21 protein-coding genes are annotated in these 21,694 nt (G+C 72.6%); 17 read left to right on the forward strand and 4 right to left on the reverse strand.

What is annotated here, in order from left to right; all coding sequences use genetic code 11:
* The first annotated feature begins 18 nt into the window (after nucleotides 1-18).
* The 10 genes from ABH941_RS03535 to ABH941_RS03580 all read left to right on the forward strand — a co-directional run bounded on the left by ABH941_RS03535 (nucleotide 19) and on the right by ABH941_RS03580 (nucleotide 10,275).
* The gene (locus ABH941_RS03535; RefSeq protein ID WP_370127030.1) at nucleotides 19-1,119 is read left to right on the forward strand and encodes a quinone-dependent dihydroorotate dehydrogenase; all 1,101 of its coding nucleotides are present in this window, start codon (nucleotides 19-21) and stop codon (nucleotides 1,117-1,119) included.
* 4 nt (nucleotides 1,120-1,123) lie between these two features.
* Nucleotides 1,124-1,975: a dihydroorotate dehydrogenase electron transfer subunit gene (locus ABH941_RS03540; RefSeq protein WP_370127031.1), complete on the forward strand. Its 852-nt coding sequence runs from the start codon at nucleotides 1,124-1,126 to the stop codon at nucleotides 1,973-1,975.
* A gap of 3 nt (nucleotides 1,976-1,978) precedes the next feature.
* Entirely contained in the window at nucleotides 1,979-2,944 is a 966-nt protein-coding gene (locus ABH941_RS03545) for a dihydroorotate dehydrogenase (RefSeq protein ID WP_370127032.1), read from the forward strand.
* A complete protein-coding gene (gene pyrF, locus ABH941_RS03550) occupies nucleotides 2,941-3,771 on the forward strand; it encodes an orotidine-5'-phosphate decarboxylase (protein WP_370127033.1) in 831 nt (276 codons plus the stop codon). The genes ABH941_RS03545 and pyrF overlap by 4 nt, the downstream gene beginning before the upstream one ends.
* Before the next feature lie 345 nt (nucleotides 3,772-4,116).
* Nucleotides 4,117-4,440 carry an integration host factor gene (locus tag ABH941_RS03555; protein WP_030248828.1) on the forward strand — a complete coding sequence of 108 codons (324 nt, stop codon included), beginning with the start codon at nucleotides 4,117-4,119 and terminating at the stop codon, nucleotides 4,438-4,440.
* 48 nt (nucleotides 4,441-4,488) lie between these two features.
* Complete coding sequence (gmk, locus tag ABH941_RS03560) at nucleotides 4,489-5,046, forward strand: guanylate kinase (protein ID WP_370127034.1); 558 nt, start codon at nucleotides 4,489-4,491, stop codon at nucleotides 5,044-5,046.
* Between the two features lie 24 nt (nucleotides 5,047-5,070).
* Entirely contained in the window at nucleotides 5,071-5,337 is a 267-nt protein-coding gene (gene rpoZ / locus ABH941_RS03565; RefSeq protein ID WP_030248832.1) for a DNA-directed RNA polymerase subunit omega, read from the forward strand.
* A gap of 103 nt (nucleotides 5,338-5,440) precedes the next feature.
* Nucleotides 5,441-6,640, forward strand: coding sequence for a bifunctional phosphopantothenoylcysteine decarboxylase/phosphopantothenate--cysteine ligase CoaBC (gene coaBC, locus ABH941_RS03570; RefSeq protein ID WP_370127035.1), 1,200 nt, complete (start codon nucleotides 5,441-5,443; stop codon nucleotides 6,638-6,640).
* Between the two features lie 177 nt (nucleotides 6,641-6,817).
* A complete protein-coding gene (gene metK, locus ABH941_RS03575) occupies nucleotides 6,818-8,026 on the forward strand; it encodes a methionine adenosyltransferase (RefSeq protein WP_370127036.1) in 1,209 nt (402 codons plus the stop codon).
* 116 nt (nucleotides 8,027-8,142) lie between these two features.
* On the forward strand, nucleotides 8,143-10,275 hold the full coding sequence (locus ABH941_RS03580; protein ID WP_370127037.1) for a primosomal protein N': 2,133 nt from the start codon (nucleotides 8,143-8,145) through the stop codon (nucleotides 10,273-10,275).
* Between the two features lie 148 nt (nucleotides 10,276-10,423).
* Here ABH941_RS03580 and ABH941_RS03585 read toward each other — a convergent pair whose 3' ends face one another.
* Entirely contained in the window at nucleotides 10,424-10,969 is a 546-nt protein-coding gene (locus ABH941_RS03585; protein ID WP_370127038.1) for a hypothetical protein, read from the reverse strand.
* Between the two features lie 214 nt (nucleotides 10,970-11,183).
* Between ABH941_RS03585 and def the strand changes: the two genes are divergently transcribed.
* From def to ABH941_RS03610, 5 genes are all read left to right on the forward strand, one after another.
* Nucleotides 11,184-11,729, forward strand: a complete 546-nt coding sequence (def, locus tag ABH941_RS03590; protein ID WP_370127039.1) for a peptide deformylase — start codon at nucleotides 11,184-11,186, stop codon at nucleotides 11,727-11,729.
* Nucleotides 11,730-11,759: 30 nt separating this feature from the next.
* Entirely contained in the window at nucleotides 11,760-12,689 is a 930-nt protein-coding gene (gene fmt, locus ABH941_RS03595; RefSeq protein ID WP_370127040.1) for a methionyl-tRNA formyltransferase, read from the forward strand.
* Between the two features lie 66 nt (nucleotides 12,690-12,755).
* Nucleotides 12,756-14,219 carry an RsmB/NOP family class I SAM-dependent RNA methyltransferase gene (locus tag ABH941_RS03600; protein ID WP_370127041.1) on the forward strand — a complete coding sequence of 488 codons (1,464 nt, stop codon included), beginning with the start codon at nucleotides 12,756-12,758 and terminating at the stop codon, nucleotides 14,217-14,219.
* Between the two features lie 23 nt (nucleotides 14,220-14,242).
* Complete coding sequence (gene rpe / locus ABH941_RS03605) at nucleotides 14,243-14,929, forward strand: ribulose-phosphate 3-epimerase (protein WP_370127042.1); 687 nt, start codon at nucleotides 14,243-14,245, stop codon at nucleotides 14,927-14,929.
* A gap of 199 nt (nucleotides 14,930-15,128) precedes the next feature.
* A complete protein-coding gene (locus tag ABH941_RS03610) occupies nucleotides 15,129-16,589 on the forward strand; it encodes a GuaB1 family IMP dehydrogenase-related protein (protein ID WP_370127043.1) in 1,461 nt (486 codons plus the stop codon).
* A gap of 22 nt (nucleotides 16,590-16,611) precedes the next feature.
* Here ABH941_RS03610 and ABH941_RS03615 read toward each other — a convergent pair whose 3' ends face one another.
* Nucleotides 16,612-17,322: a DUF5995 family protein gene (locus ABH941_RS03615; RefSeq protein ID WP_370127044.1), complete on the reverse strand. Its 711-nt coding sequence runs from the start codon at nucleotides 17,320-17,322 to the stop codon at nucleotides 16,612-16,614.
* 79 nt (nucleotides 17,323-17,401) lie between these two features.
* Entirely contained in the window at nucleotides 17,402-18,262 is an 861-nt protein-coding gene (locus ABH941_RS03620; protein WP_370127045.1) for an NAD-dependent epimerase/dehydratase family protein, read from the reverse strand.
* A gap of 127 nt (nucleotides 18,263-18,389) precedes the next feature.
* On the opposite strand from ABH941_RS03620, the gene ABH941_RS03625 reads away from it, so the two are divergent.
* Entirely contained in the window at nucleotides 18,390-19,238 is an 849-nt protein-coding gene (locus ABH941_RS03625) for a helix-turn-helix transcriptional regulator (RefSeq protein ID WP_370127046.1), read from the forward strand.
* A gap of 115 nt (nucleotides 19,239-19,353) precedes the next feature.
* Here ABH941_RS03625 and ABH941_RS03630 read toward each other — a convergent pair whose 3' ends face one another.
* A complete protein-coding gene (locus ABH941_RS03630) occupies nucleotides 19,354-20,781 on the reverse strand; it encodes an MFS transporter (protein ID WP_370127047.1) in 1,428 nt (475 codons plus the stop codon).
* A gap of 220 nt (nucleotides 20,782-21,001) precedes the next feature.
* Here ABH941_RS03630 and ABH941_RS03635 point away from each other — a divergent pair, with 220 nt between their 5' ends.
* On the forward strand, nucleotides 21,002-21,586 hold the full coding sequence (locus tag ABH941_RS03635) for a TetR/AcrR family transcriptional regulator (RefSeq protein WP_370127048.1): 585 nt from the start codon (nucleotides 21,002-21,004) through the stop codon (nucleotides 21,584-21,586).
* Nucleotides 21,587-21,694: the final 108 nt, after the last annotated feature.

Consider the following 21,694-nt stretch of genomic DNA (forward strand, 5'->3'; position numbering starts at 1 on the left):
CCGCTGAAAGGCGAAGCTTTGTACCGCTTGTTCTTCAACCTCGTCTTCAAGCGATTGGATCCGGAGCGCGCGCATCACCTGGCGTTCTTCTGGATCCGGCTTGCGTCGTCGATTCCGGGCCTCCGCACGCTCGTGCGGAGCGTCCTCGCTCCGCAGCACCCCGCCCTGCGGACCAAGGCGTTGGGGCTGGACCTGCCCGGTCCGTTCGGGCTTGCGGCCGGGTTCGACAAGAACGCGGTGGGGATCGACGGGCTGTCGATGCTCGGGTTCGACTATGTCGAGATCGGCACCGTCACCGCCCAGCCGCAGCCGGGCAACCCCACCCCCCGGCTGTTCCGCCTCGTGGAGGACCGGGCGCTGATCAACCGGATGGGCTTCAACAACGAAGGCTCCGCCGCCGTCGCGGCCCGGCTCGCGGCCCGTCCGCCCGGCTCGCGGGCCATCGTCGGCGTCAACATCGGCAAGACCAAGGTCGTGCCGGAGGCGGAGGCGGTTGCCGACTACGTCACCAGCACCGAGCGGCTGGCCCGCCACGCCGACTACTTCGTCGTCAACGTCAGCTCGCCCAACACCCCGGGGCTGCGCAACCTCCAGGCCGTGGACCAGCTCCGCCCGCTGCTCACCGCAGTACGCGAAACGCTGGACGCCAAGTCCCCGCAGGGGCACATCCCGCTGCTGGTCAAGATCGCGCCCGACCTCGCCGACGCCGACATCGACGCGGTCGCGGACCTCGCGCTGGAACTCGGTCTGGACGGCATCATCGCCACCAACACCACCATCGGCCGCGAGGGCCTCCGCGCCGACCCCGCCAAGGTCGAGGCGGCCGGGGCCGGCGGCCTCTCCGGCGCGCCGCTCAAGGCGCGCTCGCTGGAGGTGCTGCGCCGCCTGTACGCCCGTACCGGCGGCCGGCTGACGCTGGTGTCCGTCGGCGGCATCGAGACCGCCGAGGACGCCTGGGAGCGCATCACTGCGGGTGCCACGCTGATCCAGGGCTACAGTGCCTTCATTTACGAAGGACCCTTCTGGTGCAGAAAGCTGCACCAGGGTCTGGTAACACGACTCCGCGCGAGCGGACATGCCACTCTGAGCGAAGCAGTCGGCGCGTCCAACGGAAGGTGATCGCATGGCGCACCCCCTCCAGATCCGGGCGGAGGTCCTCGCCGTCCAATCGGTCGGGGCCTATCAGCAGGTGCTGCTGCGCGCGCCCGGTGTTGCCGCGCGGGTGCGTCCCGGGCACTTCGCCGCGCTGGCGGTGGGCGGCGAGGACTCGTCCATGCTGCGGCGGCGGGCCTTCTGGATCCACCGGGCCGACCCCGCGGTCGAGACCGTCTCGCTGGTGATCGTCGAGCGCGGACGCGGCACCAGGGAGCTGCTGCGCACCCGGGTCGGTGGGACGGTGGACCTGGTCGCGCCGCTCGGGACGGCGTTCCCGCAGCCGGCCGGGCCGATGACGGCGCTGTTCGTGGCCGACGGCTACGGCAGCGCGCCGTTGTTCGCGCTGGCCGAGCTGATCGCGGCGCAGGGCGGGGCCGTCGGCTTCATCCTCGGCGCAGCCACCGCGGAGCATCTGTTCGGCGTCGACGCGGCCCGCGCACTCACCGCGGACGTGCTGGTCACCACCGACGACGGCTCGGCCGGGATAAAGGGCCGGGCCACCCTGCCGCTGGCGGAGGCGATCAAGGCCATCGGGGCCGAGGCGGTCTACTCCTGCGGTCCCCGGGAGATGCTGCAGGCTGTCACGGCGGTGGCCACGGCTGAGGGGGCGCGCAGCTTCTGCGCCGTCGAGCAGGGCATGGCCTGCGGCGTCGGGGCCTGCATGAGCTGTGTGCTGCCGGTCGTCGGCGAGGACGGGATCAGCCGCTTCGTCCGCTCCTGCGTCGACGGCCCCTGCTTCGACGGGGCCAGGGTCCGCTGGACCGACGTCGGTACGATCCCCACGGACCTGGACGGTGCCGCAGCGATGGGAGTGCACTGAACCGTGGATGCGCATGACGTCGACCTCACCGCGCCGTTCGGCAACGGCACCCTGCCCAATCCGGTGTCCACGGCCTCCGGCTGCGCCGGCTACGGCCGGGAGCTCGCCAGGTTCCAGCCGCTGGCCGAGCTGGGATCGATCACCACCAAGACGATCATGCCGTACTCCCGCGCGGGGCAGCCGACCCCGCGGCTGGCCGAGACGCCGAGCGGGATGCTCAACTCCGTCGGCCTGCCGGGTTCGGGCATCGGGCACTTCGTCGAGCACGAGCTGCCCTGGCTGGCCGAGCGCGGCGCGCGGGTGCTGGTGTCCATCGCGGGGGAGCGGGTCGAGGAGTTCGCCGAGACGGCGCAGGCGCTGAACGGACGGCCCGGGGTGGTCGGCATCGAGGCCAACCTCAGCTGCCCCAACCTCGCCAACCGCGGCCTCGTCTTCGCCGTCAACCCGGCCACCTCGTACGACGTGATAGCGGCGATCCGCGAGGTGACCGACCCCGCGCTGCCGGTCTACGCCAAGCTCACCCCGGACGTCACCTCGATCACCGAGATAGCGGCGGCCTGCGTCCGGGCCGGTGCGGGCGGCCTGTCGATGATCAACACGCTGCTGGGCATGGCCATCGACACCACCACCATGCGCCCGGCCCTCGCGGGGCTGAGCGGCGGCCTCTCCGGGCCCGCCGTCCGCCCGGTGGCGGTGCGCTGCGTCTACCAGGTGCACGCCGCGATGCGGTCCGGGACGATACCGGTGGTGCCGATCCTGGGCATGGGCGGCATCAGGACCGGGCTGGACGCCCTGGAGTTCGTCCTGGCCGGCGCCTCCGGGATCGCGGTCGGCACCGCCGTCTTCAACGACCCCTCGGCCCCGCTGCGGGTCCTCACCGAGCTGCGCCAGGCCCTGGCCGAGCGCGGCTTCGCCAAGTTCATCGACGCCATCGGCTTCGCCCACCACCAACAAGGAGTTCAGCGATGACATCCCCGTTCGGCACCCGGCTGCGCCAGGCCATGGACAAGCGTGGCCCGCTCTGCGTGGGCATCGACCCGCACGCGGCGCTGCTGGAGGCCTGGGGGCTGGGCGACGACGTCGCCGGGCTGGAGCGGTTCACGCGGACCGTGGTGGAGGCGCTGGCGGGCGAGGTGGCCGTGCTGAAGCCGCAGAGCGCGTTCTTCGAGCGCTTCGGCAGCAGGGGCATCGCGGTGCTGGAGCAGGCCGTCGCCGACGCGCGGTCGGCGGGCGCGCTGGTGCTGATGGACGCCAAGCGCGGCGACATCGGCTCGACCATGGCCGCGTACGCGGACGCCTTCCTCGCGCTGACCAGTCCGCTGTTCTCCGACGCGGTGACGGTGTCCCCGTACCTCGGCTTCGGCTCGCTGCGCCCGGCCTTCGACGCGGCGCGGGCGAGCGGTTCCGGGGTCTTCGCGCTGGCGCTGACCTCCAACCCCGAGGGGCACGAGGTCCAGCACGCCGTGGGGGAGGACGGCCGCACCGTCGCCCAGTCGGTGCTGCGTCAGCTCGCTGCGGAGAACGCCGACGCGCACCCGCTGGGCAGCTTCGGCGCGGTCGTCGGCGCCACCCTCCGGGACATCGACGCCGACCTGGACATCAACGGCCCGCTGCTCGCCCCCGGCGTCGGCGCCCAGGGCGCGACCCCGGCCGACCTCCCCGCGGTGTTCGGCGCGGCGGCGCCCAATGTGCTGCCGAGCGTCAGCCGGGACGTCCTGAAGCACGGCCCCTCGGTTGCGGCGCTGCGCGAGGTGTCCGCCCGATTCGTGGACGAGGTGCGTGGCGCGATCGGCTGAGCGATCGCAGGATCGCTCGTTCGTGTGATGCTTTCGTGAACACCTTGTGTGCTCCTGATCAGCGGATTTGATCGGAAGGTAGCTCCCAGGGACGAGGTCGCGCGGCAGGTCGGCGCATTGCCCTCTCCGAAGCGGTGATTATGTCCGGAAAAGTCCTGATCAGCAGAGTCTGACCAGGACTTTTCTGTGCTTTTTCCTGACGTGGACCGCGCAGAGGGGTAGTGTCCGGCGGTAAGTCCACTGAGGGGCGTGTTCCACGTTGCTCTTGCAGGTCAGAGCTACTAGGTTCCTCAGCGGCTGACAACCAGTCCTGTCCTATTCGTTCGAATCACTGAGGTGAACGGCGTGGCACTTCCGCCCCTTACCCCTGAGCAGCGCACCGCTGCGCTCGCCAAGGCAGCTGAGGCTCGCCGGGAGCGCGCCGAGATCAAGAACCGGCTCAAGCACTCCGGGGCTTCGCTGCACGAGGTCATCAAGGCCGGCCAGGAGAACGACGTCATCGGGAAGATGAAGGTCTCGGCGCTGCTCGAGAGCCTTCCCGGCGTCGGCAAGGTCCGGGCCAAGCAGATCATGGAGCGTCTCGGGATCTCCGAGAGCCGCCGGGTCCGCGGTCTCGGTACCAACCAGATCGCTTCCCTGGAGCGCGAGTTCGGCGGTGCTCCGGCCTGATCCGTGCCGATGGTTCGAGAACCGTCCCGGTTCCTGGATAATCGGTACATGAGTGAACGTCCGCGGCTGACCGTGCTCTCCGGTCCCTCAGGGGTCGGCAAGAGCACGGTCGTCAGCTTTATGCGAGCAAAGCATCCCGAAGTATGGCTCTCCGTATCGGCGACCACCCGTAAGCCGCGGCCGGGCGAGAAGCACGGTGTGCAGTACTACTTCGTCGACGAGGACCAGTTCGCCAAGATGGTCGCCAACGGCGAGCTGCTGGAGTGGGCGGTCTTCGCCGGCAACCACTACGGCACGCCCCGCCGGCCGGTCCTGGACAAGCTGGCGCTCGGCGAGCCGGTGCTGCTGGAGATCGACCTGCAGGGCGCCCGCCAGGTGCGGGAGAGCATGCCCGAGGCCCAGTCCGTCTTCCTGGCCCCGCCCTCCTGGGAGGAGCTGGTCCGCCGGCTCACCGGCCGCGGGACCGAGCCGCAGGAGGTCATCGACGAGCGGCTGCGCACGGCCAAGGTGGAGCTCGCCGCTGAAAGTGAGTTCGACACCACTCTGGTCAACCACTCGGTCGAGGGTGTAGCGGGCGAACTGCTAGCCTTGCTCAACGTAGTCTGATCATTTTCTCCGGAAGGTTCACGCGTGTCCTCTTCGATGACAGCGCCCGAAGGCATCATCAACCCGCCGATCGATGAGCTGCTCGAGGCCACCGACTCCAAGTACAGCCTGGTGATCTACGCGGCCAAGCGCGCGCGGCAGATCAACGCCTACTACTCGCAGCTGGGCGAGGGCCTGCTGGAGTACGTCGGCCCGCTGGTCGACACCCACGTCCACGAGAAGCCGCTGTCGATCGCGCTGCGCGAGATCAACGCCGGCATGCTGACCGCCGAGGCGATCGACGCCCAGTAGGGTCGCCCCCCTCGCACAGCAGCTCGCCGCCGCGGCCCGTAGCATGCTCGGGCCGCGGCTTTTGCGTGCCCGCGTACTGGATTGAGCAGGGAGTGGTGCAACGGTGAACGTCGTCCTGGGTGTCAGCGGGGGCATCGCCGCCTACAAGGCGTGCGAGCTGCTGCGGCGCTTCTCGGAGTCCGGCCATGAGGTGCGCGTGGTGCCGACCGCGTCCGCGCTGAACTTCGTCGGAGCCGCGACCTGGGCGGCGCTGTCGGGCAAGCCGGTCTCCACCGAGGTCTGGGAGGGCGTGCACGAGGTCCCGCACGTGCGGATCGGGCAGCACGCCGACCTGCTGGTGATCGCGCCGGCCACCGCCGACATCATGGCCAAGGCCGCCCACGGCATCGCCGACGACCTGCTGACCAACACCCTGCTGACGGCGCGCTGTCCGGTGGTCTTCGCCCCGGCGATGCACACCGAGATGTGGGAGCACCCGGCCACCCAGGAGAACGTCGCCACGCTGCGCCGCCGGGGCGCCGTGGTGATCGAGCCCGCCGTGGGTCGGCTGACCGGCGTGGACACCGGCAAGGGCCGCTTCCCGGACCCGGACGCGATCTTCGAGCTGTGCCGGCGGGTGCTGACCCGTGGCGCGGACGCCGGGCAGGCCGACCTGGCCGGCCGTCATCTGGTGGTCTCCGCCGGGGGCACCCGTGAGCCGCTGGACCCGGTGCGTTTTCTGGGCAACCTCTCCACCGGGCGCCAGGGCTACGCGCTGGCCGCGGTCGCCGCCGCCCGGGGGGCGCGGGTCACCCTGGTCGCGGCCAACACCGATCTGCCGGATCTGGCCGGGGTGGACCTGGTCCGGGTCGGCACCGCGGCCGAGCTGCGGGAGGCGGTGCTCGCCGCCGCGGCCGACGCCGACGCCGTGGTGATGGCGGCCGCCGTGGCGGACTTCCGCCCCGCCCATTACAACCACGTGAAGATCAAGAAGGTGGAGGGCGAGCTGCCTGCGCCGGTTGAGCTGGTGCGCAACGCCGACGTCCTCGCTGAGATCTCCCAGCACCGGCAGGCCCCCGGCCAGGTCGTCGTCGGTTTCGCGGCCGAGACCGACGACGTGCTCGCCAACGGCCGGGCCAAACTGGCCCGCAAGGGCTGTGACCTGCTGGTTGTCAACGAGGTCGGCGGGGGCCTGGCCTTCGGCAGCGCCGACAACGAGGCGATCATCCTTTCGAGGGAAGGTTCGGAGACCGCGGTGCCGTTCGGACCCAAGGCGGCACTGGCGGATCTGCTGTGGGACCTGGTCGCGCAGCGGCTGCGCTGACCACGCCGGGCCCCCGGGAACGCCCACCAGGTTGGCCGAAGAATGAGACCCTGGGGGTCCTGTGCGGATTCTTTTGGTTACACTCCCCGCAGTAGTCCTCCATAAGTCTTTCCGGACCGCCGGTGTCCCCACCGACCCGGCGGTTCAGTCAGCAGCCGCTGCAACTCAGGGAGCGCTGTGTCTCGCCGCCTGTTCACTTCGGAGTCCGTGACCGAGGGTCACCCCGACAAGATCGCTGACCAGATCAGCGACACCATCCTCGACGCCCTCCTCAAGGACGACCCCACCTCGCGGGTCGCCGTGGAGACGCTCATCACCACCGGCCAGGTCCACGTCGCCGGTGAGGTCACCACCAAGGCCTACGCGCCGATCGCCCAGCTGGTCCGGGAGAAGATCCTGGAGATCGGCTACGACTCGTCCAAGAAGGGCTTCGACGGCGCCTCCTGCGGCGTGTCGGTGTCCATCGGCGCCCAGTCGCCGGACATCGCCCAGGGCGTCGACGACGCCTACGAGAACCGGGTCGAGGGCGACGACGACGAGCTGGACAAGCAGGGGGCCGGCGACCAGGGCCTGATGTTCGGGTACGCGTGCGACGACACGCCCGAGCTGATGCCGCTGCCGATCACCCTGGCGCACCGGCTGGCCAAGCGCCTGTCCGAGGTCCGCAAGAACGGGACCATCCCGTACCTGCGTCCCGACGGCAAGACCCAGGTCACCATCGAGTACGACGGCGACACGGCCGTGCGCCTGGACACCGTCGTGGTGTCCTCGCAGCACGCGTCCGACATCGACCTGGACTCGCTGCTCGCCCCCGACATCCGCGAGTTCGTGGTGGAGCCGGAGCTGAAGGCGCTGGCCGACGAGGGCATCACCCTGGTCACCGAGGGCTACCGGCTGCTGGTGAACCCGACCGGCCGCTTCGAGATCGGCGGCCCGATGGGCGACGCCGGCCTGACCGGCCGCAAGATCATCATTGACACCTACGGCGGCATGGCCCGCCACGGTGGCGGCGCGTTCTCCGGCAAGGACCCGTCCAAGGTCGACCGCTCCGCCGCGTACGCGATGCGCTGGGTCGCCAAGAACATCGTCGCTGCGGGCCTGGCCCGCCGCGCCGAGGTTCAGGTCGCCTACGCGATCGGCAAGGCCGAGCCGGTGGGTCTGTTCGTGGAGACCTTCGGAACCGAGACCGCCCCGGTGCTGAAGATCCAGGAGGCCGTCACCCAGGTCTTCGACCTGCGTCCGGCCGCGATCATCCGTGACCTGGACCTGCTGCGCCCGATCTACTCCCAGACCGCCGCCTACGGCCACTTCGGCCGCGAGCTGCCGGACTTCACCTGGGAGCGCACCGACCGCGCCGAGGCGCTGAAGCGCGCAGTCGAGAGCTGACAGCGGCCCAGAACGGCTGACGGCCCCTCCGGAGTGATCCGGAGGGGCCGTCGACGTCTGCGGACCCGTCGGCCCAGGATGGGGATGTGTCGGTCGGCTCTGGTAGGACTTGGGGCATGAACGGCACCACCGGCTCCCCCGACAGCGCTCCCGCCTCCGAAGGGGCGGGGGAGCAGCTGGAGCTGGTCCGTGCCGAGCTGAAGAAGGCCAGGGCCAGGGCCAAGCCGAGGACCAATCCCAAGGCGACCACCGACCGGCTTCCGGTCGCCCGAGTGGTCGTCAACAAGGGTGTGCTGGTGATCGACCAGTACTTCGACTACTCCGTTCCGGTGGATCTGGACGAGGCCGCCCAACCGGGTGTCCGGGTGCGCGTACGGTTCGGGGCACGGGTGGTGAAGGGTCGCCGCGAGGGCGGCACACTGATCGACGGCTTCGTGGTGGAGCGGCTGGCGGCGTCGGACTACGCGGGGCCGCTGGCGCCGCTCAGTCAGGTGCTGTCTCCGGAGCCGGTGCTCTCGCCGGAGCTGCTGCGGCTGTGCCGGGCGGTCGCGGACCGCTACGCCGGGACGCTGGCGGACGTGCTGCAACTGGCGGTGCCGCCCAAGCACGGCCGGGCCGAGGCGGCCCCCTCGCCGGAGCCGCTGCCCGCGCCCGGGCCGCCGGCCGCCGGTTCCTGGTCCCGCTATCCGCAGGGTCCGGCCTTTCTGACGGCGCTGGCGGAGGGCGGGTCGCCGAGAGCGGTGTGGACGGCGCTGCCCGGCGGGAGCTGGCCGGCGGAGCTGGCGGTGGCGGTCGCTGCGGCGCTGGCCTCGGGGCGGGGCGCCCTGGTGGTGCTGCCCGACGGCCGCTCGGTGGCGCAGCTGGACCTGGCGCTGCTGGAGCTGCTGGGCTCCGGGCACCATGTGGCGCTGACCGCCGAGCACGGCGCCGAGGAGCGTTACCGTCGCTGGCTGGCCGTCAGCCGCGGCTCGGTGCGCGCGGTGGTCGGCACCCGGGCCGCGATGTTCGCGCCGGTGCGCGACCTGGGGCTGCTGGCGGTGTGGGACGACGGGGACGACCGGCTCAGCGACGAGCGCGCACCCTATCCCCATGCCCGCGACGTGCTGCTGCTGCGGGCGGCCGAGGTCGGCGCGGCGGTGCTGATCGGCGGGCTGACCACGACGGTGGAGGCGGCGCAGCTGCTGCGCACCGGCTGGGCCAGGCCGTTGGCGGCCGACCGGGAGCAGGTGCGGCGCAGCGCCCCGCTGGTCCGCACGGTCTCGGACCGGGACCAGTCGGACGACGCGGCGGCGCGGGCGGCCCGGCTGCCCTCGCACGCCTGGCGGGTGGCCAGGGAGGCGCTGGAGCGCGGCCCGGTGCTGGTGCAGGTGCCGCGGCGCGGCTATGTGCCGAGGCTGGCCTGCACCCGTTGCCGGGAGAGCGCCCGCTGCGGGCACTGCGCCGGACCGCTGGCGCTGCCGGGCTCGGACGGCGTGCTGACCTGCGCCTGGTGCGGGCGGACCGAGGCCGACTGGCACTGCCGGGAGTGCGGCGGGACCGGGCTCAGGGCACAGGTGGTCGGGACCGGGCGCACCGCCGAGGAGCTGGGGCGGGCCTTCCCGCTGGTCCCGGTGCGGACCTCGGGGCGGGCCGAGGTGCTGGCCTCGGTGCCGGACTCGCCCGCGCTGGTGGTGTCCACGCCGGGGGCGGAGCCGGTGGCCGAGGGCGGCTATGCGGCGGCGCTGCTGCTGGACGGCTGGGCGCTGCTGGGGCGGGCCGACCTCCGGGCCGGCGAGGACGCGCTGCGGCGCTGGACCAACGCGGCGGGGCTGGTGCGTCCGCGCGACGAGGGCGGCACGGTGGTGATCGTCGCGGAGGAGACCCTGCGCCCGGTGCAGGCCCTGGTGCGGTGGGACCCGGCCGGGTTCGCGGCGCAGGAGCTGGGCGAGCGGGCCGAGCTGCACTTCCCGCCGGTGTCCCGGATGGCGTCGGTGACCGGCAGCGCCGCCTCGGTGGAGGATCTGCTGGGCCTGCTGCGGCTGCCGGAGGGCGGCGACGTGCTGGGGCCGGTGCCGGTACGGGGTCGCCCTCCGGGCGGGGGTGGCCGGGGCGGTGTCGAGACGGAGCCGCTGGAACGGGTGCTGCTGCGGGTCGAGCCGGGCCGGGGGGCGGCGCTGGCGGCGGCGCTGAAGGCGGCTCAGGTCGCGCAACTGGTCCGGCGGTCGGCCGAGCCCGTGCGCGTGCGGATCGACCCGCCGGACATCGGCTGAGGCGGATCTTCAGCTGCGGACCGTAGATGGTTGGTCGCGCAGTTCCCAGCGCCCCTGGGGGTCTGCAACTGGGCCAGTTGCACGTGCTCAGGGGCGCGGGGCTCGCCTGATTTAACAGCGCGCGCGACCAACCATGCACATGCCGTACTCAGCGCCGGACGTCCTCCACCTGCTCCGCCGCTTCGGTAGGGGCGACATGATCCCGCCGCGCGGCGGGGATGGCGCGGGACAAGCCGCCAGGGATCTGCACCCCGCCGGAGGCGTCGAGCACCTCGGCGAGGGCCTCGGCCGGTGTGCTGCTGCGGGTGCCGCCCTGCTCGGGGACGCCGCCCACGGAGCCGTCGGCGCTGCGGCGCACGCCGTACCTGCGGTGCACGGCCTGCTTGGTGACGCCCAGTGCGGAGCCGACGGCGTCCCAGGAGAAGCCGAGCGAACGGTCGAACTCGACCGCGGCGGCGACCAGTCCCTCCACGCTGTCCCTGAGCTCCTGCGCCAGCCGTACCGTGGGCGCGGGGGCGCGTCCGTAGACGACGAATCCGGCGGCGGTGGTGGGGCGGCGCGGGCGGTAGACGTTGCCGAGCTGTGCGGTGAGCGTACGCAGCGCGTCGACCTGGCGCCGCACCCGCTCGATGTCCCGCACCAGCAGGTGCAGACTGGCCCTTGCCCGGGCGTCGTGGGTGGCGTGGTCGGCCATGGTGTGGGGAGCCTCTCGGAACCGGCGGTCAATCTCCTTTGACCAACGGCCGAAGTGCCCGTCTGGTCACGGCGGGGGCGTGCGGAGGCATGCGCACGCCGTGCGGGTGGGGCGTGCGACCTGGGAGCCGAGGTCTCCGACACCTCAGTAGACTGGCGTGTCTGTGCACTTCTTGTTGCTGCACGCCTCCACCCTGACGACGGGAGCCCGTTCCGTGGCGATTCAGCCCATCCGCATCTTCGGCGACCCCGTGCTCCGGCTGGCGGCGCAACCGGTGACGGTGTTCGACAAGGAACTGCGCACGCTGGTCGGCGACCTCACCGAGACCATGAAGGACGCCCCGGGCAGGGGCCTCGCCGCGCCCCAGATCGGCGTCTCGCTGCGGGTGTTCACCTACCACGTGGACGGCGTGGTCGGGCATCTGGTCAACCCGAGGCTGGACCTCACCGAGGAGGAGCAGGACGGACCGGAGGGCTGCCTGTCGCTGCCCGGGCTCACCTTCGACTGCAAGCGGGCCTACGGGGTCGTCGCCAAGGGCTTCAACGAGTACGGCGACCCGGTCACCATCGAGGGCACCCAGCTGCTGGCGCGCTGCATCCAGCACGAGACCGACCACCTCGACGGCATCATCTTCATCGACCGGCTGGACCGCGAGCAGCGCAAGGCCGCGTTGCGGGCCGTCCGCGAGGCCGAGTGGGCGGGGGACTCCGCCCCGCAGGTCAAGGTCTCCCCGCACAGCACCTTCGGCCGCGCGCTCTGACGTCCGAGACACATCCCGAGGAGAAGCTGAGTGAAGCTGGTATTCGCCGGTACGCCCGAGCCCGCCCTGCCCGCGCTGGAGGCGCTGATCGCCTCCCGGCACGAGGTGGCCGCCGTGGTCACCCGTCCGGACGCGCCGTCCGGCCGGGGCCGCAAGCTGGTCGCGAGCCCGGTGGCGCAGCTGGCCGAGCAGCACGGGATCGAGGTGCTCAAGCCGGGGCGCCCGCGCGAGCCCGAGTTCCTGGAGCGGCTGGCGCAGCTCGCCCCGGACTGCTGCCCGGTGGTCGCCTACGGTGCGCTGCTGCCCAAGGCGGCCCTGGACATCCCGCGCCACGGCTGGGTCAACCTGCACTTCTCGCTGCTGCCGGCCTGGCGCGGCGCGGCCCCGGTGCAGCACGCGGTGCTGGCCGGGGACGAGGTGACCGGCGCCTCGACGTTCGAGATCGAGCAGGGACTGGACACCGGACCGGTCTACGGGACGGTCACCGAGGTGGTGCGCCCCGGTGACACCAGCGGCGACCTGCTGGAGCGGCTGTCCCGCTCCGGCGCGCGGCTGCTGGTGGCGACCATGGACGGCATCGAGGAGGGGAGGCTCAGCCCGCGCCCCCAGCCCGCCGACGGCGTCAGCCTCGCCCCCAAGATCAGCGTCGAGGACGCCAGGGTCGACTGGAACGCCCCCGCCCTGCGGGTGGACCGGGTGGTCCGCGGCTGCACCCCGGCCCCCGGCGCCTGGACGCTGTTCCGCGGCGAGCGGCTCAAGCTGGGCCCGGTACGGCTCGCGGCCGGCCGCTCGGAGCTGGCGCCCGGGGAGATCGCGGTGAACAAGAACACCGTGCGGGTCGGCACCGGCAGCCATGAGATCGAGCTGGTCGAGGTCCAGCCGCAGGGCAAGAAGCGGATGCCGGCGGGAGACTGGGCGCGGGGCTCGCGCCTGGAGCCCGGCGAGCGCCTGGGCCAGTAGGCCCGCGGTTCTCCAGCAACATCAGCACGACCCATAACCAACGTCAGCACCTTTGCGAGGCACCACATGACCGGTCCAGCACCCAAGTCCGCGCCCAAGTCGGGCGGCAAGTCCGCGCCCCGTCCGCACCGCCGTCCCAAGAAGGACCCGGCCCGGATGGTCGCCTTCACCGCGCTGCGGGCCGTGGACGAGCGCGACGCCTACGCCAACCTGATCCTGCCCTCGCTGCTGCGCAAGGCGGAGAAGAACGAGGGCTTCGAGCGCCGGGACGCGGCCTTCGCCACCGAGCTGGTCTACGGCACGCTGCGGATGCGCGGCAGCTATGACGCCATCATCGGCGCCTGCATCGACCGGCCGCTGAGCAAGGTCGACCCCAATGTGCTGGACGTGCTGTCGCTGGGCGCGCACCAGCTGCTGGGAACCCGCATCCCCCCGCACGCCGCGGTCTCCGCCACCGTCGAGCTGGCCCGGGTGGTCCTCGGCGACGGGCGCGCCAAGTTCGTCAACGCGGTGATGCGGAAGATCAGCACCCAGGACCTGGACACCTGGCTGGAGCAGGTCGCGCCGCCCTACGAGGAGGACGCCGAGGACCACCTCGCGGTGCTGTACTCCCATCCGCGCTGGGTGGTCGCCGCGCTCTGGGACGCGCTGGGCGTCTGGCAGCCGCAGCACTGCGGTCGCGCCGCCGTCTCCGAGCTGCTGGCCGCCGACAACGAGCGCCCGGCGGTGACCCTGGTGGCCCGTCCGGGCCGTTCCACCGCGCAGGAGGTGCGCGACTCGCTGCCCGCGGAGGAGAGCGAGCCCGGGCGCTGGTCCCCCTACGCGGTGCGGCTGGTCGAGGGCGGCGACCCCGCCGTGGTCCCGGCCGTCGCGGAGAACCGCGCCGGGGTCCAGGACGAGGGCAGCCAGCTGGTCGCCGCCGCGCTGGCGGCGGCGCCGGTCGAGGGCCGCGACGAGCTCTGGCTGGACGGCTGCGCCGGCCCCGGCGGCAAGGCCGCGCTGCTGGCCGCGCTGGCCGCGCGGCGCGGCGCGGCGCTGGTCGCCTCGGAGTCGCAGCCGCACCGCGCGGCCCTGGTCGCCAAGGCCCTGCACGGCAACCCGGGCCGCTACGCCGTGATCACCGCGGACGGCCTGCGGCCCGCGTGGCGTCCGGAGAGCTTCGACCGGGTGCTGGTGGACGTCCCCTGCAGCGGGCTCGGCGCGCTGCGGCGCCGGCCCGAGTCGCGCTGGCGGCGGCGGCCCGAGGACGTCGCCAACTTCGGCCAGCTGCAGCGCGGCCTGCTGGAGTCGGCGATCGACGCCACCCGTCCCGGCGGAGTCGTCGGCTACGCCACCTGCTCCCCGCACCTGGCCGAGACCCGGATGGTGGTCCAGGACGTGCTGCGCAAGCGTTCCGACGTCGAGCTGGTCGACGCCCGGCCGCTGCTGCCGGGCGTCCCGGACCTGGGCGAGGGGCCGGACGTCCAGCTGTGGCCGCATCTGCACGGCACCGACGCCATGTATCTGGCGCTGCTGCGCAAGAAGCCCTGAACAGGCACGGGATACTAGGCGCCATGAGCCCTCAGATCAGCCCCAGCATCCTGGCCGCGGACTTCGCGCGGCTCGCCGACGAGGCGGAGGCCGTGCGCGGCGCCGACTGGCTGCACGTCGATGTCATGGACAACCACTTCGTGCCCAATCTGACCCTGGGCCTGCCCGTGGTGGAGTCGCTGCGCAAGGCCACCGACATCCCGATCGACTGCCATCTGATGATCGAGGACCCGGACCGCTGGGCCCCGCAGTACGCGGAGGCCGGGGCCGGTTCGGTGACCTTTCATGTGGAGGCGGCCGCGGCGCCGGTGCGGCTGGCCCGGGAGATCCGCTCGCTCGGTGCGCGGGCCTCGATGGCGCTGAAGCCGGCCACGCCGATCGAGCCCTACGAGGACCTGCTGTCCGAGCTGGACATGCTGCTGATCATGACCGTGGAGCCGGGCTTCGGCGGCCAGTCCTTCCTGGACATCATGCTGCCCAAGATCCGCCGCACCCGGGAGCTGATCAACCGGCACGGCCTGCAGCTGTGGCTGCAGATCGACGGCGGGGTCTCCGCCGAGACCATCGAGCGCTGCGCGGACGCCGGCGCGGACGTCTTCGTGGCCGGCTCGGCCGTGTACGGGGCGGAGGACCCGGCCGAGGCCGTCCGCAAGCTGCGTGCGCAGGCCGCCGCGGCGACTGAGAACGCACCCTGGGTGCACCGCCACTGAAGGCATGCGGACCGGGCTTGTGGGAAACTACAAGTCCCGTTCCCGCCGCGCCGCCGACGCCTGTGCGGAAGCGCAGGAAACACCGCTGAGCTGGATCCTTCTCGTCCGATGTACGAGAATCGAACGTTGGGTGCAGGGCGCCCTGACGCGCTCCCCGCCGCACCCGAGGTCTACCCCCGCCGCAGCAGAGAGCACCCAGATGCGCTTCTTGAACCCCCAGACCGGCAGCCACGACGAGCGCCCTTCGGCGCCGTACGACCTGACCTACGACGACGTGTTCATGGTGCCCAGCCGTTCCTCGGTGGGCTCCCGGCAGGCCGTGGACCTCTCCTCGGAGGACGGCACCGGCACCACCATTCCGCTGGTGGTGGCCAACATGACGGCCATCGCCGGACGCCGGATGGCCGAGACCGTGGCCCGCCGCGGCGGCCTGGCGGCGATCCCGCAGGACATCCCGCTGGACGTGGTCTCCGAGGTCATCGACTGGGTCAAGCGGCGCCACCTGGTGCACGACACCGCGCTCACCCTCGCCCCGGGCGCCACCGTCGCCGACGCGCTGTCGCTGCTGCCCAAGCGCGCCCACGGCGCCCTGGTGGTCGTGGCGGAGGGCCGGCCGGTCGGCGTGGTCACCGAGTCCGACTGCCAGGGGGTGGACCGCTTCACCAGCCTGTCCGCGGTGATGTCGGCCGACCTGCTGCTGCTGGAGGAGGGCATCGCGCCCCGCGAGGCCTTCGACCGGCTGACCAACGCGCACCGCAAGCTGGCCCCGGTCGTGGACGGCGAGGGACAGCTGGTCGGCATACTGACCCGCAAGAACGCCCTGCGGGCCACCCTCTACAGCCCGGCCGTCGACAGCCAGGGCAGGCTGCGGATCGCCGCCACCGTGGGCATCAACGGCGACGTCGCGGGCAAGGCGGAGGCGCTGCTGGGGGCCGGCGCCGACGTGCTCATCGTCGACACCGCGCACGGGCACCAGGAGTCCATGATCAGCGCGCTGAAGGCGGTCCGCGCCCTGGACCCGCAGGTGCCGGTCGTGGCCGGGAACGTGGTCGCCGCCGCCGGTGTGCGCGACCTGGTCGAGGCCGGCGCGGACATCCTCAAGGTCGGTGTCGGCCCCGGCGCCATGTGCACCACCCGGATGATGACCGGCGTCGGCCGCCCGCAATTCTCCGCGGTGCTGGAGTGCGCCGCCGAGGCCCGCAGGCTGGGCAGGCACGTCTGGGCCGATGGCGGGGTGCGGCACCCGCGCGACGTGGCGATGGCGCTGGCCGCCGGCGCGTCCAATGTGATGGTCGGCTCCTGGTTCGCCGGCACCTACGAGTCGCCCGGCGACCTGCAGACCACCGCCGACGGCCGCCAGTACAAGGAGAGCTTCGGGATGGCCTCGGCCCGCGCCGTGCGCAACCGGACCTCCGAGGAGTCCTCCTACGACCGGGCCCGCAAGGCGCTGTTCGAGGAGGGCATCTCCACCTCGCGGATGTTCCTGGACCCGGCCCGCCCCGGCGTCGAGGACCTGATCGACTCGATCGTCGCGGGCGTCCGCAGCTCCTGCACCTACGCCGGTGCGCACTCGCTGGAGGAGTTCCGCGAGAACGCCGTGGTCGGCGTGCAGAGCGCCTCCGGCTACGCCGAGGGCAAGCCGCTGCACGCCAGCTGGTAGTCAGTTCTGACCCGCTGCCTGCTCATCCGCTCCCGTGTGGGCCGAGCGGGGTGAGCAGGCAGCGGCTGACCAGGCCGGTCGCGTCGTCCAGGGCGTCGGCGGCGACCCGGTAGGCCTCGGGGCGGTCGCGCAGCTCCCAGAGCGTGACCGCAGAGGCCCAGGCGGCGTCGCGGGCCCGATCGATGCTCCAGGCGCTGAGCAGGTGCAGCAGCGGCTCGGCCACCGCCAGCTCACCGTCGACGACCGGCATCAGCCGGTCCCTGACCTGCTCCTCGACCTGGGCCAGCAGGTCGTTGACGCGGTGGAAGTCGCCGGAGAGCTCGTCGGGGGAGCAGCCGAGCACGACGCAGGCGTCCACCACCGCCAGCGGCAGGTCGTGCTCGATATGGGCGTTCATCCCGCACAGCGCGAACTGCACCGGCAGCACGCCCGGGTGCAGCCGCAGTTGCAGCAGCGGCCGCCAGCAGGCCGGGGCGCGGCGGGCGGCGAGGGCGTCCAGGAAGCGTCCGGCGAACAGTACGTCGAGCCGGGCGACCTCGACGGGGTTCTTGAAGAAGCCGCCCGCGGCCAGATGCGCGGCCAGGGACTCGGTGACGGTCAGATAGGCGGTGGCGAAGGCCGCGACACCGTCCTGCGGGGGCAGCGCGGCGAGCAGGGTGCGCAGCCGGGCGACGATCGCCGCTACCTCGTCGGCCGGGACGGCCGGGACGGCCGGTGCCACTCCTGGTGCCATGGGGTCCAGGGTGACGGGTCATCGCCCGGACGGCGAGCCGCCGTCCGGGCGATGACGCAGAGGGTCATGGAGCCCGCCGTCACAGCGCTCCGGCGTCGCGGGCCGTCCACACCGAGGGGTAGAGCGGGCGCCAGCCCAGCTCGTCGCGGAGCGGGAGGTTGTCGGTGACGCCCATCCAGGGATGCGGGTCCTGCTTTCCGGCGGCCTCCGGCGGGATCGGGAGCCCGGCCAGCCGGAGGATGTCGTAGGCGGTGACCGGGGCGTCGTCGGTGGCGTGGTAGATCCGGCCCTCGATGCCGGGGGTGCGCAGCGCCCGGTGCAGGGCCTGGGCCACGTCCGCGTGGTGCACCATCGGCAGCCGCTGGTGCGCGGCCCAGTCCGCGGAGCGGGCCGCCGCGTCGCGCAGGTGCGGGTCGCCCTCGCCGTACACGTACGCCAGCCGTACCGTCACCAGCGGCAGGCCGTGCCCGGTGTGCAGTTCGGCCAGTGCGGTGTCGGCCTCGGCCTTGGACCTCGGGTAGACGCCCCAGGGCACGGGCTCCAGCGGGTCGTCCGCGCGGGCGGGGCGGCCGTGGCCGAAGCCGTGGACCAGGTTGGTGCTGGTCTGCACGAAGCGGCGGACGCCCGCGTCCAAGGCCTGCCGGCCGAGCGCGATCGCCGCGTCCCGGTTGACGGCCAGCGCCTCCTCGTCCGGAACGCCGCGGAAGGCGGCGGCGACATTGACCACGTCGTCCACGCCCTGCAGGGCCTTGGCCCGGTCGCCCTCCTCGCGCAGGTCGCCGAGGACCGCCTCGGCGCCGAGCGCGGTGAAGCGTTCGGCCGCGGCCTCGCCGCGGACCAGCACCCGCAGCCGCTCGCCCTCGGCCGCCCACTGGATCAGCCTGGGCACCAGTCGGCGGCCGACCTGCCCGGTCGCTCCGGTCACCAGAATCGTCGTCATCGTTCTCGTCCTCTCGCCGGGTTGCTGACTCCAGCATGCGGACGGCCTGCGGGCAGCGGGAGAGACCCGTCGATCGGGGGATCGGCGATCCCTGGATACCGTGCGGCGGCCGGGGGATGCTGGATCCATGGACCGCCCGCAGCTCGCCGACTTCCTCCGCCGTTCCCGCGACCGGCTCACCCCCGCCGACGTGGGACTGCCCGCGGGGGCGCGGCGGCGCACGCAGGGGCTGCGGCGCGAGGAGGTCGCCCAGCTCGCGGGCATGTCGGCGGACTACTACACCCGGCTGGAGCAGCAGCGCGGGCCGCACCCCTCGGCGCAGCTGCTGGCTGCGCTGGCCCGGGCGCTGCGGCTGAGCGACGACGAGCGCGACCACCTGTACCACCTGGCCGGACAGGCCCCGCCGCGGGCGACGGCGGGAGGCGGGCACGTCCGTCCCGGACTGCTGCTGATCCTGGACCGGCTGTACGACACCCCCGCGCAGGTGACCTCCGACATCGGCGACGTGCTGGCGCAGAACCCGCTGGCGATGGCGGTGTTCGGGGACAACAGCGGCCGCCCGCCGGGCGAGCGCAACATCGTCTGGCGCTGGTTCACCGACCCCGGTTCGCGGGACCGGTTGGCCCCGGACCAACACGAGCACCTCGGCCGGGTCCACGCCGCGCAGCTGCGCTCGGTGGTCGCGGCCCGGCCGGAGGACGCGCGAGCGGCGGCGCTGGTACGGCGGCTGCTGGCGGCCTCACCGGAGTTCGCGGCGCTGTGGGCCGAGCACGATGTCGCCGTGCGGCGCGCTGACACCAAGACGGTGCTTCACCCGGTGGTGGGAGCGCTCGAACTGGACTGCGAGGTGATGCTCAGCGCCAACCACGATCAGCGGCTGATCGTCTACACGGCGCGGCCCGGCAGTGAGGCCGCGGAGCGGCTGCAGTTGCTGCGGGTGGTGGGGTTGCAGGACATGGTTGGTGTCGGGGGTTGAGTGCGGGCCGTAGCTGGCTTGTCGCGCAGTTCCCCGCGCCCCTAGGGGTCTGCAACTGGCTCAGTTGCAAACGTGTAGGGGCGCGGGGAACTGCGCGACAAGCCATGCACGACGGTTACCGTCCAGCGACCTCGGACACCAGAGTGGGCTGTATTTCGGCGGCGGCCTGCCGTACCACGGTGCGGGCCGGGACCAGCAGGGCCGTCAGCGAGGCGGCCAGGCAGAGGACCGCGAGCAGGGCGAACCCCCCGGTGTAGCCGCTCTCCGCGGGCAGGCCCGAGGCCTGCAGGTTGCCGGTGACCAGGCTGCTCATCACGGCCGCGCCGAGCGACCCGCCGATGGTGCGGATGTTGGCGTTCATGCCGGTCGCCGCGCCGGTCTGCTCGGCCGGCACGCTCTGGACGATCAGGTTCGCCATCGAGGCGAAGGCCAGGCCGATGCCGAGGCCGAACACCCCTGCGGCGAAGGCGATCTGCCACTGCTGACCGTGCCAGGCGGCGAGGATCGCGCAGGCCGCCGCGCCCAGCGCGGCACCCGCGACCAGCAGCGCCTTGGCGCCGACGATCGGCTGCAGGCGTCCACTGAGCACGCCCGAGCAGAACATCGCGACCAGCATCGGCAGCATCAGCAGGCCGGCCCCGGTCACGCTGGAGCCGAAGCCGTAGCCGGCCGAGGAGGGTGTCTGGGCGAAGCCGGGCAGGAAGGACCAGACCGCGTACATGCCGGCGCCGAAGAGCAGCGCGGCGGTGTTGGTGGTCCACACCGCGCGCAGCCGCATCACCTTCAGGTCGATCAGCGGGCTGGCGGCGCGGCTCTCGGAGCGGATCCACAGTGCGAACAGCACCACCGCGGCGACCAGCAGCAGATTCACCCGCATCGAGCCCCAGCCCCAGACGGAGGCCTGGCTGATGGGCAGCAGCAGGGCGACCAGCCAGGCCGAGAGCAGCCCGGCGCCGAGCCAGTTGACGCTGCCCTCGCCGCGGGTGGGCGACTCGGGGATCCAGCGCAGTGCGGCGAGCGCTGCGAGTGCCACCACGCCGACCGGCAGCCAGAACAGCCAGCGGTAGTCCAGCGCGCCGACGATGGGCCCGGCGAGCACCATGCCGAAGCCGCCGCCGGCGGCGATCACCGCGGAGAGGTTGCTGATGCTGGGGGAGACCCGGACGGCGGGGAACTCGTCCCTGATGATGCCGAAGGAGAGCGGGAACAGCGCGCCGCCGATGCCCTGGACGACTCGGGCGACGATCAGCACGGTGATGTTCGGCGCGAGGGCCGCCAGCAGGCAGCCGAGGACCAGCGCGGCCAGGACCGCGACCAGGGTGCGCTTCTTGCCGACCAGGTCGCCGACGCGGCCGAGGATCGGGGTGAAGACGGAGGCGGACAGCAGATAGGCGGTCATCACCCAGGTCGCTGTGGACTGGGAGGTGTGCATGGCGTGCTGGACGGTGGGCAGGGCCGGGGCGATCAGTGACTGCAGCATCGAGAAGACGCCGGCTCCGGTCGCGAGGACCGCGAAGGTGAGCCGATTGGACGTCCGGTTCATGATGGTTTCTCTCTCGAACGAACGGCGTTGTGGCATGGCGGAGAGCGGTTCCGTGAGCCGTGGAAGGGCGCGGGAGACCGTAGGGCAGGATGGGTGTGGGGGGTCCGCATCGGTGCGGACCGATGCCTCGGCTGCTAAAGTGGAGGCATGCCTCCACCATACCGGAGGCTTGCCTCCGGTACAACCCCGGTTCTCTGTTCGATCCAAGAGGGAGTGCGTGATGGCGGAGTCCACGGCGACAGCGGCGGCGACGGAGATCGTCGTGGTGCAGCGCCCCCGCCGCGCGGACGCCGCACGCAACTTCGACGCGCTGCTCGCCGCCGCGCGGGAGGCCTTCGCCGAGAACGGGGCCGACGCCTCGTTGGAGGACATCGCCCGGCGCGCGGGCGTCGGCATCGGCACCCTCTACCGCAACTTCCCCACCCGCAGGCACCTCTTCGAGAGCGTCTACGCCGAGGAGGTCAACGCCCTCGGCAAGGTGGCGGTGGACCTGGCCGCCGACCCGCCGTGGCAGGCGCTGACCGCCTGGCTGCGCCGCTTCGTGGAGTACTCCGTCACCAAGCGGGCCATCCGCGACGCGCTCAACGGCGAGTCGGACATCTTCCTGGCCTGCCGGGACTCCCTCTATGAGGCGGGCGGCCCGCTGCTGCTCAGGGCCCAGCAGGCGGGCGAGGCCCGGGAGGACATGAGCTTCGACGACCTGGTGCGGATGGTCTCCGGAATCACCTCGACCGCCTTCCCGGACGAGGGGCAGCGCGACCGGGTCCTCGCCATCGCCCTGGACGGCGTACGGGCGCGGCCGTAACGGAAGACGGGTGGGGGGGGGGGCCCGGGGGGGCGCCCCCCCCCCCCCCCGGGGGGGGGGGGGGCGGGGGGCGGGGGGGGGGGGGGGGGGGGTGGGGTGGTGGGGGCG

The organism is Streptacidiphilus sp. EB103A (genome assembly GCF_041261405.1).
Classification (GTDB): Bacteria; Actinomycetota; Actinomycetes; order Streptomycetales; family Streptomycetaceae; genus Streptacidiphilus.